Annotated in this window: 17 protein-coding genes; 15 read left to right on the top strand and 2 right to left on the bottom strand. The window is 45.2% G+C overall.

Annotated elements, in window-relative coordinates; genetic code table 11:
• Nucleotides 1-4: 4 nt before the first annotated feature.
• Nucleotides 5-1,684: an FUSC family protein gene (locus tag CWI73_RS06760; RefSeq protein WP_126752088.1), complete on the top strand. Its 1,680-nt coding sequence runs from the start codon at nucleotides 5-7 to the stop codon at nucleotides 1,682-1,684.
• On the opposite strand, the gene CWI73_RS06755 is transcribed toward CWI73_RS06760, so the two are convergent.
• On the bottom strand, nucleotides 1,667-1,918 hold the full coding sequence (locus tag CWI73_RS06755) for a GIY-YIG nuclease family protein (RefSeq protein WP_126752087.1): 252 nt from the start codon (nucleotides 1,916-1,918) through the stop codon (nucleotides 1,667-1,669). The two genes, CWI73_RS06760 and CWI73_RS06755, sit on opposite strands and share 18 nt — an antisense overlap.
• A 76-nt stretch (nucleotides 1,919-1,994) precedes the next feature.
• Between CWI73_RS06755 and gloA the strand changes: the two genes are divergently transcribed.
• Nucleotides 1,995-2,546: a lactoylglutathione lyase gene (gene gloA / locus CWI73_RS06750; protein WP_058576464.1), complete on the top strand. Its 552-nt coding sequence runs from the start codon at nucleotides 1,995-1,997 to the stop codon at nucleotides 2,544-2,546.
• Nucleotides 2,547-2,610: 64 nt separating this feature from the next.
• Here the strand turns inward: gloA and CWI73_RS06745 are convergent, their stop codons facing one another.
• Nucleotides 2,611-3,105, bottom strand: coding sequence for a protein tyrosine phosphatase family protein (locus CWI73_RS06745; protein ID WP_126752086.1), 495 nt, complete (start codon nucleotides 3,103-3,105; stop codon nucleotides 2,611-2,613).
• Nucleotides 3,106-3,160: 55 nt separating this feature from the next.
• Here CWI73_RS06745 and CWI73_RS06740 point away from each other — a divergent pair, with 55 nt between their 5' ends.
• The 13 genes from CWI73_RS06740 (at nucleotide 3,161) to atpD (ending at nucleotide 14,922) form a co-directional block, all read left to right on the top strand.
• Complete coding sequence (locus tag CWI73_RS06740) at nucleotides 3,161-3,610, top strand: flavodoxin domain-containing protein (RefSeq protein WP_126752085.1); 450 nt, start codon at nucleotides 3,161-3,163, stop codon at nucleotides 3,608-3,610.
• 389 nt (nucleotides 3,611-3,999) lie between these two features.
• Complete coding sequence (mnmG, locus tag CWI73_RS06735) at nucleotides 4,000-5,895, top strand: tRNA uridine-5-carboxymethylaminomethyl(34) synthesis enzyme MnmG (RefSeq protein WP_053954482.1); 1,896 nt, start codon at nucleotides 4,000-4,002, stop codon at nucleotides 5,893-5,895.
• Nucleotides 5,896-5,904: 9 nt separating this feature from the next.
• A complete protein-coding gene (rsmG, locus tag CWI73_RS06730; protein ID WP_126752084.1) occupies nucleotides 5,905-6,525 on the top strand; it encodes a 16S rRNA (guanine(527)-N(7))-methyltransferase RsmG in 621 nt (206 codons plus the stop codon).
• Between the two features lie 45 nt (nucleotides 6,526-6,570).
• A complete protein-coding gene (locus tag CWI73_RS06725; protein ID WP_126752083.1) occupies nucleotides 6,571-7,365 on the top strand; it encodes a ParA family protein in 795 nt (264 codons plus the stop codon).
• An 18-nt stretch (nucleotides 7,366-7,383) separates the two neighbouring features.
• On the top strand, nucleotides 7,384-8,262 hold the full coding sequence (locus CWI73_RS06720) for a ParB/RepB/Spo0J family partition protein (RefSeq protein WP_053954485.1): 879 nt from the start codon (nucleotides 7,384-7,386) through the stop codon (nucleotides 8,260-8,262).
• 181 nt (nucleotides 8,263-8,443) lie between these two features.
• Entirely contained in the window at nucleotides 8,444-8,818 is a 375-nt protein-coding gene (locus CWI73_RS06715) for an ATP synthase subunit I (RefSeq protein ID WP_241968855.1), read from the top strand.
• Nucleotides 8,819-8,830: 12 nt separating this feature from the next.
• A complete protein-coding gene (atpB, locus tag CWI73_RS06710; RefSeq protein WP_126752081.1) occupies nucleotides 8,831-9,628 on the top strand; it encodes a F0F1 ATP synthase subunit A in 798 nt (265 codons plus the stop codon).
• Nucleotides 9,629-9,702: 74 nt separating this feature from the next.
• Nucleotides 9,703-9,957 (top strand): F0F1 ATP synthase subunit C, encoded by a 255-nt coding sequence (atpE, locus tag CWI73_RS06705; protein ID WP_053954488.1) that lies wholly within the window; start codon nucleotides 9,703-9,705, stop codon nucleotides 9,955-9,957.
• A gap of 37 nt (nucleotides 9,958-9,994) precedes the next feature.
• Complete coding sequence (gene atpF, locus CWI73_RS06700; RefSeq protein ID WP_053954489.1) at nucleotides 9,995-10,465, top strand: F0F1 ATP synthase subunit B; 471 nt, start codon at nucleotides 9,995-9,997, stop codon at nucleotides 10,463-10,465.
• A gap of 18 nt (nucleotides 10,466-10,483) precedes the next feature.
• Nucleotides 10,484-11,017, top strand: coding sequence for a F0F1 ATP synthase subunit delta (gene atpH, locus CWI73_RS06695; RefSeq protein ID WP_126752080.1), 534 nt, complete (start codon nucleotides 10,484-10,486; stop codon nucleotides 11,015-11,017).
• Between the two features lie 14 nt (nucleotides 11,018-11,031).
• A complete protein-coding gene (atpA, locus tag CWI73_RS06690) occupies nucleotides 11,032-12,573 on the top strand; it encodes a F0F1 ATP synthase subunit alpha (protein WP_053954491.1) in 1,542 nt (513 codons plus the stop codon).
• Between the two features lie 57 nt (nucleotides 12,574-12,630).
• A complete protein-coding gene (gene atpG, locus CWI73_RS06685) occupies nucleotides 12,631-13,494 on the top strand; it encodes a F0F1 ATP synthase subunit gamma (protein ID WP_053954492.1) in 864 nt (287 codons plus the stop codon).
• Nucleotides 13,495-13,536: 42 nt separating this feature from the next.
• Entirely contained in the window at nucleotides 13,537-14,922 is a 1,386-nt protein-coding gene (gene atpD / locus CWI73_RS06680) for a F0F1 ATP synthase subunit beta (protein ID WP_058576458.1), read from the top strand.
• The last annotated feature ends 7 nt before the right edge of the window (nucleotides 14,923-14,929 follow it).

The raw sequence follows: 14,929 nt of genomic DNA, 5'->3' as shown, positions 1-14,929 counted from the left end.
TTTTTTGAAAGACAGCTTAGCGCAATGGGGGTTTGACTACGTCCGTTTACGGTTTGGCTTTCGAACCGGCGTTGCTGCCTGTCTGTCGCTTCTTTTTGCCTGGGCGTTAGGTCTCGAACACCCTCAGTGGTCCGCTATGACTGTTTGGGCAGTATCGCAACCAACCCGCGGTCTTCTTATAGAAAAAGCTTCATACCGGGCATTAGGCACTCTGCTTGGAACCTTATTTGGTATGGTTCTGGTAGTTACCTCTGGCGGTGACATTCTTTGGTTAGTTACAGGGCTGACATTGTGGGTAACGCTGTGTGTTTACACGGGCAATCTCCTGCATGGGCTTATCTCCCACGGTACTATTTTGGCAGGCTACTCGGCCTCTATGGTGGTGCTTCTAACCCAAAGCCCGGATGCCCTTATTCCGCTGGGTATTGACCGCCTGCTGACCGTTTTCGTTGGAATTATTTGCTCGTTAATCATTGGTTTTCTATTCACTTACAAGCGTGCTGAACAAACCATCATTAACGAGTTACGTCGACACACGGCCGCTAACCTATATGAGCTTGCTCAAGCGTTCTCAGACCCAAAAAATACCGCTATTCAACTGGATAAAAAGCTTTCAGAACTGGCTAATTTAGAGTCTCAGTTGTTAGACCACGGTACCGGTTCAGTCAGCGCTCACGAGTCAGCAAAAACCATTCGCCAGGTTATCAACACCCAACTTGGTTTTATCACCGAATTACAAATACAGGGCTTTGAAGAAAACAACGAAGTAAGTACACACTTACTTAAAGCTTCAAATAAAATAAAAGCGTCTGTACACCGAAAGGCTATTTTAAGTTCGTTAAATAATGCCTATAAGGCAATGCAAAACGATGCAGTAAAACGTCGTTTTAAAGAGTTTATCGATGCAACCGAAGAGCGCTTATCGTTCAAAGATACGGGCAAAACCGCTAATTCAACGCTACTTTCAACGACATTACTGCACAGAGACTGGCGCGGCGCTCGTCACTCTGCCATTAGAACCTGCATTATACTCGCCATAATTGGGGCGTTATGGTGGTACACCCATTGGTTTCAAATGGCTTATTTAATGCTTGGGGCATCGGTCATGTTGACGCTGTTTTCAACCGCTGATAACCCCGCCCTAACCATGAAATACGTATTCTTTGGGCAAAGTGTCGGCGCATTAACGGCTGTAATTATGCAAGCAGGTGTTTGGCAATTTAGTGACTCTATTTTTTGGATGCTCATTGCTATTATGCCGATTATTCTTATCGGTGGTTTTCCCATGTCTCATCAAAAAACCGCCAATGGCAGTATGGACTTCAACCTGGTCTTTCTGCTGCTGATGCAACCTGCTGTACCTTATGTGTTTAATTTAGGTCATGCAATTAGCATTGCACTGGCAGTCATAGCAGCCCCCTTATTAGCCATGCTCGCCTACCGGATAATTTATCCAACCAGTTTGAAAAAACGCTATAACCAACTGTTTGAATTACTCGAAAAGGAAATAGCAGCTCTGAACAAAACATCACTCACATTAAGTCAGTACAAACGTCGCAAAGCCAGATTTTACCATCGTATATTTAAGCTCACTCAATTGGCTGACAAACTCGCGATGAAAGACAAATCCCCTATTATCAAACAATTACTGGAAGGGCAAAGCCGCTTAAACGCCACTGGCTAGTTCGGCTTTTTCGGTTCGTTTCATCCGTTTTATTGCAGCTTCCCGCTGGCAGGCAGATGACCGCGACTCATGTGGCTCGGACCAAAACAAGCGAACCGGTCGACGGCTTTTCGTGTATTTCGCTGCCTTTTTATCGTCACCGTTATGCTCATCGACACGTCGTTTTAGATCCTTTGTGACGCCAGTGTAGTAAGTATTATCAGAGCATTTAAGAATATAAACGTACCACGACATGACTTGAACTCTTTGGTAATCAACCTCAGATAACAGTGTACCAAGAGAGGCATAAGAGACCCAGAAGGATTCCATTATGAGCAGACATTTCGATGAAGCAAAAGGTTTATCTGAAAACCATGACCCGGCGACACATGATTTTGTGTTCAACCAAACCATGTTTCGCATTAAAGACCCGGAGCGCACGTTAAAATTTTACAGCGATGTACTGGGCATGACATTAGTAAAACGCCTCGACTTTCCGGAAATGAAGTTCACGCTATATTTTATGGCGTCTATGTCGCCGGAGGAACGCAGTGACTGGTCAACAGACCACGATAAACGCATTGAGCAAACCTTTGGTCGCCCCGCCATGTTAGAACTGACTCACAACTGGGGCGACGAAAACGACGATTCCGTTTCGTACCACAGCGGTAACGAAGAGCCTAAAGGTTTTGGCCATATTGGCTTCGCCGTACCAGATATTGACGCCGCCTGTGAGCGTTTTGAAGAAATGGGTGTGGAATTTCAGAAGCGTCCAAACGACGGTAATATGAAAGGCATTGCCTTCATTAAAGACCCGGATGGCTACTGGATTGAGATATTTACGCCAGAGCGTCAGCCTGAGTTACTCAAAGAACATTTATAAAACACAAAGCCAGTTCAGAGCGTTTTAACGTTTTTGAACTGGCTTTTTTACCTTCTTTAACTACTTACTGAGACAACATACCTTTTACTTTCGCTTCTAACGATGTCATACCATGCTCTTTACCTACAGCAATTGCTTCATCGACAGACATACCGTCTAACCAACCCGCTCGTAATGCCATTAATGCCCCGACCCGGTTGCTTGATGCACAATGAACCAATACATTCTTATCGCTGTTTTTCAGTAATATACGATCGACCATACGAGCATTTTCCAGCGTCACACCGTCAGCGCCATTAACCGGAACATGGTAATACACCATGCCGTTTTTAGTCACAACAGCCGCTTCATTACTGTCTTTCATTTCTCTTTGAGACAGCAAATTAATAACCACTTCACCGCCATTTTGAGAAAATTCAGACAATTGCTGATCTGACGGCGTACCCATCACCCAAAGGTGATCTGACACTTGTTTAGGCGATTCAATACCCGCATAAGCATTCATTGAAACTAAAACGGTGCTGACAAGTACTAATACTTTAGCAAAACCTTTTACCATAATTGTTCTCCTGTATGATTCGTATTTTTCTAATATAGCAAAGGTAACTCGAAATATGGCTGTTTTACATCTATTAGTTGGCACTACATCCGGTAATACGGAATTTTTAGCCGATACTATAAGTGATGAACTTATAGAACAGGGCTTTGAAACCGAACTCCATTACGAACCTGAACTTGAAGCCTTGCCAACCTCAGAGCCTTGGTTAGTGCTGTTATCCAGCCATGGTGCCGGCGATTATGCCGACTCTATGCTCGACTTTTACGACGAAATAACTGCTCCACAAACACCGGATTTAAGCGATCTTAATTACGCGGTTATTGCTATTGGTGAGTCTTCTTATGACACCTTTTGCCAGGCAGGTCGTCACTGTGACGAACGTTTGCAAGAACTTGGCGGTACCCGAATGTTAGAGCGACTTGAAATAGATATGCTCCAGGACGATCCAGAACAAAAAGCGGCACAGTGGATCCCGTCAATGACCGACGCATTAAAGGCTCTGTGATCATACCCACAGGCTTTTGCACAGACTTGTACAGCTGTGATTAAGATAAGCATAAGATCAGTTAAGCACTGTCCACGAGGTGGGTATAACTGTGGGGACAATTCGATCTGTGTATAACTACCCTAGTTATCCACGATCTATGATCGGGGTTATTATGCAGTTATCTACACTTTTTGATCTCTCTGAACGCGTTGAATATAAAAGCATTCAGCGATCTATTCACAGAAAACCGCTGACTAGTAGTAATAGTAATAAAAGATCTAAATAAGATCCTTTATTGATCTTTTTTTAGATCAAAACCAGTGAACGAAATTTAACCGTTTCGATCTGAGTCAAAGCACGTTAAAATAATCGGCTATTTTTCTCTTCTTTAACGAAAGGTCATTTAAATGTCACAACAGAGCCAACAACACTTTGATGTTATTGTTGTCGGTGGAGGACACGCCGGAACGGAAGCCGCGCTTGCTGCCGCACGTTCAGGTGTTAATACCCTATTGCTTACGCACAATATTGATACTTTAGGACAAATGTCTTGTAACCCCGCTATTGGTGGCATAGGGAAAGGTCATTTAGTTAAAGAGATTGATGCTTTAGGCGGTGTTATGGCAAAAGCTGCTGACAAAGCAGGCATTCAATTCAGAACGCTGAATTCATCGAAAGGCCCGGCAGTACGTGCAACACGAGCTCAAGCCGACAGACAGCTTTATAAGCAAGCCATACGCTATGCATTAGAAACACAGCCTAACCTGTCAATATTCCAGCAAGGCTGTGATGATTTGATCGTAGAAAACGATCAAGTTACGGGTGTGGTTACCCAAATGGGTCTTAAATTTACGGCTAAAACCGTTGTATTAACCGTTGGTACATTCCTGGGTGGCCAAATTCATATTGGTTTAGATAATTACCAGGGTGGACGAGCTGGTGATCCTCCGGCAAACGCATTAGCGAAACGCTTGCGTTCACTGCCTTTACGAGTAGAACGACTGAAAACCGGTACACCGCCACGTATTGCCAGTCATAGCATTGATTTTTCAGTGATGCAGGAACAACCCGGTGATAATCCAACCCCGGTATTTTCCTACATGGGTTCTCAGGCTGATCATCCTGAGCAGATCCCTTGTTATATCACTCACACCAATGAAAATACCCACGATATTATTCGTTCAGGGCTCGACCGATCGCCCATGTATTCAGGAGTAATCGAGGGCGTAGGACCTCGGTACTGCCCATCGATAGAAGATAAAATTATGCGATTTGCCGACAAAGGATCGCATCAAATCTTTGTTGAACCAGAAGGGTTAAATACCTTCGAAGTTTACCCTAATGGTATTTCTACAAGCCTGCCATTTGATGTGCAACAGCAGTTGGTTCGTTCCATTAAAGGGTTTGAAAATGCCCACATTACGCGTCCGGGTTACGCCATTGAATATGATTATTTCGATCCGCGAGATCTAAAACAGTCTTTGGAAACCAAAGTTATTAATGGCTTGTTCTTTGCCGGACAAATTAATGGCACTACAGGTTACGAAGAAGCCGGAGCGCAAGGCCTTATCGCTGGTCTTAATGCGGCATTACAGGCACAAGGTAAAGAGTCCTGGTCACCACGTCGCGATCAAGCCTACATGGGCGTATTGATCGACGATTTATCGACTCTGGGAACCCAAGAGCCGTATCGCATGTTTACGTCTCGAGCGGAATATCGTTTGTTGCTGCGGGAAGATAATGCCGATATTCGTTTAACAGAAATTGGTCGAAACCTGGGCTTAGTTGATGACGAACGCTGGGCAGCATTCAATGAAAAAATGGAAGCGGTTGAGCAGGAAAAACAACGTTTAAAAGCGACCTGGGTTCATAAAGATCATCCAGCGGTCGAGCAAATTAATGCGTTAGTGAAAAGTCCGGTCACGAAAGAAGTTAACGGTGAAGAACTGTTACGTCGCCCGGAAATTCATTACAAAGATTTGGCTAAAACAGAATTTTTCGCCCCGGGAGTAACTGATCCTGCAGCTGCTGAACAGGTAGAAATTCAAATTAAGTACGCCGGTTATATTTCTCGTCAGCAGGATGAAATTGCGAAACAACAACGACATGAAAATACGCTGCTGCCCTCGCCGTTCGATTACGCTAAAATTAAAGGCTTATCGAACGAAGTCATTGCGAAACTGAATGATCATCAGCCGGAAACCGTGGGTAAAGCAGCTCGTATCTCAGGTATTACGCCGGCCGCAATTTCTATGTTATTGGTGCATCTTAAAAAACAAGGGTTATTGCGCAAAAGTGCTTAAGGATTGAGTGTGGAAGAGCAGTTAAAGCAGTATTTACAGCAAGCTGACATAACCCTGACAGGCCAACAAGTTCAACAACAAGTCGCGCTTGTTGGTTTATTGGATAAATGGAATAAAGCGTATAATTTAACCAGTGTCCGTAATCCGAACGATATGCTAACACGGCATATTATGGACAGTGTGACAGTACGCCCATATTTGCTGGGGCAGCGTTTTATCGATGTAGGAACTGGTCCGGGTTTACCAGGACTGCCGCTGGCTATAGCGGAGCCAGACAAAGAGTTTGTATTACTGGACAGCCTGGGCAAGCGAATTCGTTTTATTCGTCAGGTTTGTCATGAACTAAAACTTGATAATGTCACGGCTGTTCAGGCTCGCGTAGAAGAATATCAGGACGAAGCTCAGTTTGATGGCGTTATCAGTAGAGCCTTTGCCTCGCTTAATGATATGCTGAGTTGGTGTCAGCATTTACCGAAAAAGAACGGTAAATTTTATGCATTGAAAGGCTTATACCCTCAAGATGAGTTGGACGAGTTGACTGAGGGCTTTGAAGTCGATGATATTCAGCAAATTAACGTTCCGGGCATTGACGCGAGCCGACATATCGTCATTATAAGCAAACGGTCGTAAAACCGAACGTCGAGTCGACGACAACAACAAGAGGTTACCAAACCCGTGGCTACAACCATTGCTATTGCAAACCAAAAAGGTGGCGTTGGAAAAACAACAACAGCGGTGAATTTAGCAGCTTCTATGGCTGCGACTCGCCGTAAAGTGCTGCTTATAGATTTAGATCCACAGGGTAATGCCACTATGGGCAGCGGCGTCGATAAGTACGACGTTGAAAACACCATTTACGAACTGCTGATAGAAGAAAAGCCGGTCAAAGACGTTGCTATTACTGACACTAACGGTAAATACCATCTTATTGCCGCTAACGCAGACGCTACTGCTGCTGAAATAAAGTTAATGGAAGTCTTTGCTCGCGAACTGCGTTTACGAAATGCATTGAAGTCGGTTCAGGACAGTTACGATTTTATCTTTATAGACTGCCCACCCTCACTGAACATGTTGACCGTGAATGGTATGGCAGCAGCTGACTCTATTTTAGTACCAATGCAGTGCGAATATTATGCATTGGAAGGTTTAACGGCATTGATGGAAACCATCCGTCAACTTGCTGATGTTGTGAACCCGGGGCTTGAGATTGAAGGTATACTGCGAACTATGTATGACCCTCGTAATCGCCTGGCAAATGATGTGTCAGAACAGTTAAAAAATCACTTCGGCGACAAAGTATATCGCACGGTTATACCCCGTAATGTACGTTTGGCCGAGGCGCCATCTTTTGGTGCTCCAGCAATGTATTACGATAAGTCGTCAACGGGTTCTAAAGCCTACTTGTCATTGGCCGGTGAGCTTATTCGACGAGCAGAAACAAAAAATAACAGCGTTGTAGAAGAATCTTAACAAGGGAATTTATTCAGCATGTCGGCAAAAAAACGAGGACTGGGTCGCGGTTTAGATGCGCTTTTAACGAGTAACCAGCAAAACTCTGAGCGTCAATCATCAGAACAAGTTTCTGAAGAAGCGAAAGGCGAACTTCAAAAGCTGCCTATTGAGCAGCTGAAACCGGGCCGCTACCAACCTCGTAAAGACATGTCACCGGAAGCGCTGGAAGACCTAGCGGCGTCGGTTAAAGCGCAAGGCATTATTCAGCCGATTGTGGTGCGCCCGACCGCTAAAGACGAATATGAAATTATTGCTGGCGAACGACGCTGGCGTGCTGCGCAACTAGCGAAGCTTGATATGGTACCTTGCTTAGTGAAAGAGGTACCCGATGAAGCTGCCGTTGCTATAGCTTTGATTGAAAACATTCAGCGTGAAGATTTAAACGCAATGGAAGAAGCGACCGCATTACAGCGGCTGCTCGATGAGTTCCAAATGACTCATCAAGATGTCGCACAGGCGGTTGGTAAGTCGCGCACGACTGTGACCAATTTATTGCGGCTTAATAACCTCGAAGATGGCGTTAAAGTACTTTTAGAGCGTGGTGATATTGAACTTGGTCATGCTAAGTTGTTGCTTGCTTTGCAAGGTGAACAACAAGCCGATGTTGCGCAGCAAATTGTAGCGAAAGATATGACGGTGCGGGACGCTGAGAAATTAGTCCGCCGTACTATCGACCCACCCAAACAACCTGAAAAACCAGAACCCGATGCGAATATTGAACATTTAGAAACCAAGTTGTCAGAAACACTTGGGGCGAAAGTGCAAATCAATCATGGTCGAAAAGGTAAAGGTAAACTGGTTATCAACTATACAAGTCTTGATGAATTGGACGGAATACTGACTCACATCAAGTAAAAATCCGCATCTTACTGAAACGTGTAGAACTTTTGTTAAATGGCATAGAAAACAACGCCTACAGCCAAATTTGTTTGCAATTTCGGGGTAGATCTTTATACTAGCGCCAGTTTCATTACAGCTGTCTAAAAGCTGTGCAACAAGAGCCGCCAGTTAAAAGGTTTTCATCGTGACACAGGCATTGAATGCGGTAGGCAAACAACTGGCAGGAAAAATCGTTGCAACACAATTTGTGGTGTTGCTGGTTGCATCATTAGTCACGATAACAATTTTTAGCTTACAGTCAGGCCTCGGCGTTTTATCTGGTGGGCTGTCAGCGGTAATACCCAACGCTCTATTTGCAGTCATTGCGTTTCGCCATGCAGGGGCAAGAGCGAATAAAAAAGTCGTCCAGAGTTTTTTTGTGGGTGAAGGCGTAAAGTTAATTTTAACGGCAGTGCTACTCGTATTAGCGTTGCTGGTAACAAATTTTAATCCTGTGTGGTTGTTAACGGGCTTTATCATTACCGTCATCATGCAGTGGATTGCACCAATTTTGTATTTAAAATCAACGTAACTGGGAAACAACATGATAAGTGGAGAGCAAACTCCGACTCAGTATATTCAGCACCACCTTAAAAACTGGACGGTTGGTGAAGGATTCTGGGCGGTTAATGTCGATACTATCCTTTGGTCCGTGTTACTGGGTACGCTATTTTTGTGGAGCTTCCGCAAAGTAGCGAAAAAATCCTCCGCGGGGGTACCTGGTAAGTGGCAATGCTTTGTCGAGATGATCGTCGAATTCGTCGATAATAGCGTCAAAGAGTCCTTCCACGGCAAAGATAAACTCATTGCACCTTTAGCGTTAACCATTTTCGTCTGGATATTCCTGATGAACTTAATGGACCTTGTGCCGGTAGACTGGCTGCCAACAGCGGCTATGTATATTGGTTACTGGTTAGGTTTTGCTGAAAGTCCACATGACATTTATTTCAAAGTGGTTCCAACCACGGACTTGAACACCACCTTTGCATTGAGTCTGAGTGTTTTTGCTCTAATCATTATTTACTCAATCAAATACAAAGGTATAAAAGGTTTCACCAAAGAAATGACCATGAACCCGTTCAATCACTGGACACTTATCCCGGTCAACTTTGTACTTGAAAGCATTACTTTACTGGCAAAACCAGCGTCACTGGCGCTGCGTTTGTTCGGTAACCTGTATGCGGGTGAGTTAATCTTCATCCTAATTGCAATGATTGGTTTGTTCCAGCTACCGGCGCACTTTGCCTGGGCGGTATTCCACATTCTGGTCATTACATTGCAAGCGTTTATTTTCATGATGCTGACCATTGTTTACTTAAGCATGGCGTCATCTGAACACTAAGTTTTAATACGTTTTAACTGAAAAGTTTTTGTTTTACTTTTTAACTTTAATCTACTGAAAAACTGGAGAAATCAATGGAAACTGTAGTTGCTTTTACTGCTATCGCTGTATCAATCATGATCGGTCTTGCTGCACTAGGTACAGCACTTGGCTTCGGTATGCTGGGTGGTAAATTCCTGGAAGCTGCTGCTCGTCAACCTGAACTAGCGCCTCAGCTGCAAGTTAAAATGTTCATCGTAGCGGGTCTTATCGATGCTATCGCGATGATCGGTGTTGCGGTTGCATTGCTATTCACTTTCGCAAACCCGTTCTTAACTCAGTTAGGCTAAGCGCGATTCGACGGTCACCAGATAAAGGAGGTCCGTTGTGGATATCAACGCAACTCTAATTGGACAAACGATCGCGTTCATCGTGTTCGTGTGGTTCTGCATGAAATTCGTGTGGCCACCGATCATCAATGCTATCGAAGAGCGTCAGAAGAAAATTGCTGACGGTCTAAATGCGGGCGAACGCGCTCAAAAAGATTTAGAAAAAGCCCAGGAAGAAATTGCTGAGCAGTTAAAAGAAGCGAAACAGCAGGCAGCTGAAATCGTTGAACAGGCGAAAAAGCGTGGCGCTAAAATCGTTGAGGAAGAAACTCAACGTGGTCACGAAGAACGTGAAAAAATCGTTGCGTCTGGTCACGAAGAAGTGACTGCTGAGCGTAATCGCGCTCGTGAAGAGCTGCGTAAGCAAGTTGCTGTTCTTGCAGTAACAGGGGCTCAGAAAATCATCGAGCGTGAAATTGATAAAGACGCTCACAGTGACATTGTTGAAAAACTGGTCGCTGAACTTTAATAAAGGGGTTTAGAGCTTATGTCAGAATTGACTACGGTCGCTCGCCCCTACGCTAAAGCAGCTTTTGATTTTGCTTTGGAACAAGGAGCGCTTGATAAATGGGACGAAACGCTCTCTTTTGCTGCCGCGGTAGCACAAGATGACATTATCGCGTCTTTCTTGAGCAGCTCTGCGACTGTTGGGAAAACCACGGAAGTATTTTTAGGTGTTTGCGGCGATGAAATCGACGAAAACGTTAAAAACTTCCTGAAGGTTATGGCGGAAAACGAACGTTTACCGGCACTTCCGGCGGTTAGTGAGCTTTATCAGGCGTTTCGTGCAGAATATGACAAAGAAGTCACTGTCGATGTCAAATCAGCCACTCGTTTGCTGAAAGCTCAGCAAACAGAGTTAAGCAAAGCACTGGAAAAACGTCTGCAACGCAAAATTAAGCTGAACTGCAGTGTTGATAAGTCCATCATTGGTGGACTGGTAATTGAAGCAGGTGACACCGTTATCGATGGCACCTTGCGTGGCAAGCTCGATAGACTTGCCACCGCACTGCAATCCTAATTGGGGACTTGAGCATGCAATTGAATTCAAATGAAATCGCAGAACTGATCAAACAGCGAATTGAGAAGTTCGAAGTCACCAGCGAAGCTCGCAACGAAGGTACCATCATGTCTGTTCAAGACGGTATCATTCGTGTTCACGGACTTGCAGACTGTCTGCAAGGTGAAATGATTGAGCTACCTGGTAATCGTTACGCTATCGCATTGAACCTTGAACGTGATTCGGTTGGTGCGGTTGTTATGGGCCCATATGCAGATTTGCAAGAAGGCACCAAAGTAAAATCGACCGGTCGTATCCTGGAAGTTCCGGTTGGCGATAAACTGTTAGGTCGTGTGGTTAACACGCTAGGCCAGCCTATCGATGGTAAAGGCCCTATCGAAGCAGACGGCTATGAGCCGGTTGAGAAAATCGCACCGGGCGTTATCGAGCGTCAATCTGTTGATCAACCAGTACAAACTGGTTACAAATCAATTGACTCGATGATTCCAGTTGGTCGTGGTCAGCGTGAGCTTATCATCGGTGACCGCCAAACCGGTAAAACTGCATTAGCCGTTGACGCTATCATTAACCAGAAAAACTCTGGTATTAAGTGTGTTTACGTTGCTATCGGTCAGAAAAACTCCACTATTTCTGCAGTTGTTCGTAAGCTGGAAGAGCACGGCGCAATGGAAAACACCATTGTAGTTGCGGCTTCTGCTTCTGAATCAGCAGCACTGCAATACCTGGCAGCCTACTCAGGTTGTACAATGGGTGAGTTCTTCCGTGATCGCGGCGAAGACGCTCTTATCGTATACGATGATCTGTCTAAGCAAGCTGTTGCTTATCGTCAGATTTCATTGTTGCTGCGTCGTCCACCAGGTCGTGAAGCATTCCCGGGTGATGTTTTCTATCTTCACTCTCGTCTGCTTGAGCGTGCTGCGCGTGTAAACGCCGACTACGTTGAAAAACACACCGACGGTAAAGTGAAAGGTCAAACCGGTTCATTGACTGCGTTACCTATCATTGAAACCCAAGCGGGTGACGTTTCTGCGTTCGTACCAACTAACGTAATCTCAATCACCGATGGTCAGATCTTCTTAGAAACTGACTTATTTAACTCAGGTATTCGTCCTGCAGTTAACGCGGGTGTTTCGGTTTCTCGTGTCGGTGGTTCAGCACAGACCAAAATCATCAAGAAACTGGGTGGCGGTATCCGTCTTGCTCTTGCTCAGTACCGTGAATTGGCGGCTTTCGCTCAGTTCGCATCTGACCTTGATGAGTCTACTCGCGAGCAGTTGGAGCACGGTCAACGTGTTACCGAACTGATGAAACAGAAACAGTACAAGCCAATGAGCGTTGCTCAAATGGCTGTATCAATTTACGCCGTTGAAAAAGGCTTCCTGAAAGACGTTGCTGTCGACAAGATCATGGATTTTGAAGAGTCTCTGCAATCTTTCATGGCGAGTGAATACGCCGACCTAATGGCTGAGATTGATAAAACTGGCAACTATAACGACGACATCGACGCCCAGTTGAAAGCGGCGCTTGAGAAATTCAAGCAGACGCAATCGTGGTAATCGAACGTGGCCGCCCTATTTGCGGCCATTTGTCGTTGAGTTAACAGGAGAATCGTCATGGCCAGCGGTAAAGAGATAAAAACTCAGATCTCGAGTATCGGTAATACTCAGAAGATCACCAGCGCTATGGAAATGGTGGCTGCGTCTAAAATGAAAAAGGCGCAGGAACGTATGGAAGCAAGTCGCCCATACGCTGAAACCATTCGCAAGGTGATTGGTCATGTGGCACGCGGTAATCTGGAATATCGTCATCCATTTATGGAAGAACGCCAGGTAAAACGCGTGGGTTATATTGTGATTTCTACCGACCGTGGTTTGTGTGGCGGCTTGAACGGTAATGAGTTCAAAAAAGTCGTTAAGCACGCAAATGAGTGGAAAGAGCAAGGTGTAGAAGCTGATTTTGCTGCAATAGGCAGTAAAGGAACTGGATTCTTTAAGCGCTTTGGTAAATTGCAGGCGCAAGTATCAGGCATGGGTGAAAAGCCTGAGCTGAAAGAAATTACCGGTTCTATCCAAGTCATGTTGGATGCCTACGAAGAAGGCAAAATCGATCGCTTGTACGTTGTATTCAACAAGTTTGTGAATACGATGACCCAAGAGCCGACCATTCATCAATTGTTGCCATTGCCGCAAACAGGTTCGGAAGATGATGTACAAACAGGCAGCTGGGACTACCTGTATGAACCGAATCCTGAAAGTATCTTAGATACGCTTATTCGCCGCTTTGTAGAAATGCAGGTGTACCAAGGCGTCGTAGATAACTTTGCAAGCGAGCAAGCCGCACGGATGATTGCGATGAAAGCCGCAACGGACAACGCCGAAGATCTTATCGATCAGCTGCAATTGCAGTACAACAAGGCGCGTCAGGCAGCAATTACGCAAGAAATTTCGGAAATCGTATCCGGCGCCGAAGCGGTATAACGCGGCAACGGTAAAAAGAATTGAAGAGTTAGAGGAAACGTCATGAGTCAAGGTAAGGTCGTACAAATTATCGGCGCCGTTGTGGATTTAGAATTTCCACAAGACGCTGTACCAAAAGTATACGACGCACTGAAAGTGACCGACGGTGGTTTAGAAGGTCTGATTCTCGAAGTTCAGCAACAGCTGGGCGGCGGAATTGTACGTGCCATCGCAATGGGTACAACTGACGGTTTGCGTCGTGGTATCACCGCTGAGAACACCGGTGAGCCAATCATGGTTCCAGTAGGTAAGAAAACTCTGGGCCGTATTATGGACGTATTGGGTAACCCAATCGATGAAGCGGGTCCTATCGGTGAAGAAGAGCGTATGTCTATTCACCGCGCAGCGCCAACTTATGAAGACCAGTCAAACACTAACGAACTGTTAGAAACTGGTATCAAAGTTATCGACCTGATTTGCCCATTCGCTAAGGGTGGTAAAGTCGGTCTGTTCGGTGGTGCTGGTGTTGGTAAAACCGTTAACATGATGGAGCTTATCCGTAACATCGCTATCGAGCACAGCGGCTACTCAGTATTCGCAGGTGTTGGTGAGCGTACTCGTGAAGGTAACGACTTCTATCACGAGATGAACGATTCAAACGTTCTGGATAAAGTATCACTGGTTTATGGTCAGATGAACGAGCCACCGGGTAACCGTTTACGTGTTGCTCTGACTGGTTTGACTATCGCAGAGAAATTCCGTGACGAAGGTCGCGACGTACTATTCTTCGTCGATAACATCTACCGTTACACACTGGCAGGTACTGAGGTATCAGCACTGTTAGGTCGTATGCCTTCAGCGGTTGGTTATCAACCTACACTTGCTGAAGAAATGGGTGTTCTTCAGGAACGTATCACCTCAACTAAGACGGGTTCAATCACGTCTGTTCAGGCCGTTTACGTACCTGCGGATGACTTAACGGATCCATCACCTGCAACAACCTTCGCTCACTTGGATGCGACTGTTGTATTGAACCGTGACATTGCGTCATTGGGTATCTACCCTGCGGTTGACCCGTTGGATTCAACGTCACGTCAGTTGGACCCTCAGGTTATCGGTGACGAGCACTACAACACGGCAATGGGTGTTCAGGAAGTACTTCAGCGTTATAAAGAGCTGAAAGACATCATTGCTATCTTGGGTATGGACGAATTGTCAGAAGAAGATAAGCGTACTGTTGCCCGCGCTCGTAAAATTCAGCGTTTCTTGTCACAGCCGTTCTTCGTAGCCGAAGTATTTACCGGAGCTCCTGGTAAATATGTATCGCTGAAAGACACGATTGCTGGCTTTAAAGGTATTCTTGAAGGCGAATACGATGATCTGCCAGAACAAGCTTTCTACATGGTAGGTACCATCGAAGAAGCGGTTGAGAAAGCCAAAAACCTGTAACCAATCT

The sequence above is a fragment of the Idiomarina piscisalsi genome (assembly GCF_003987095.1).
Classification (GTDB): Bacteria; Pseudomonadota; Gammaproteobacteria; order Enterobacterales; family Alteromonadaceae; genus Idiomarina; species Idiomarina piscisalsi.
This window is presented reverse-complemented; position numbering and strand designations above follow the sequence as displayed.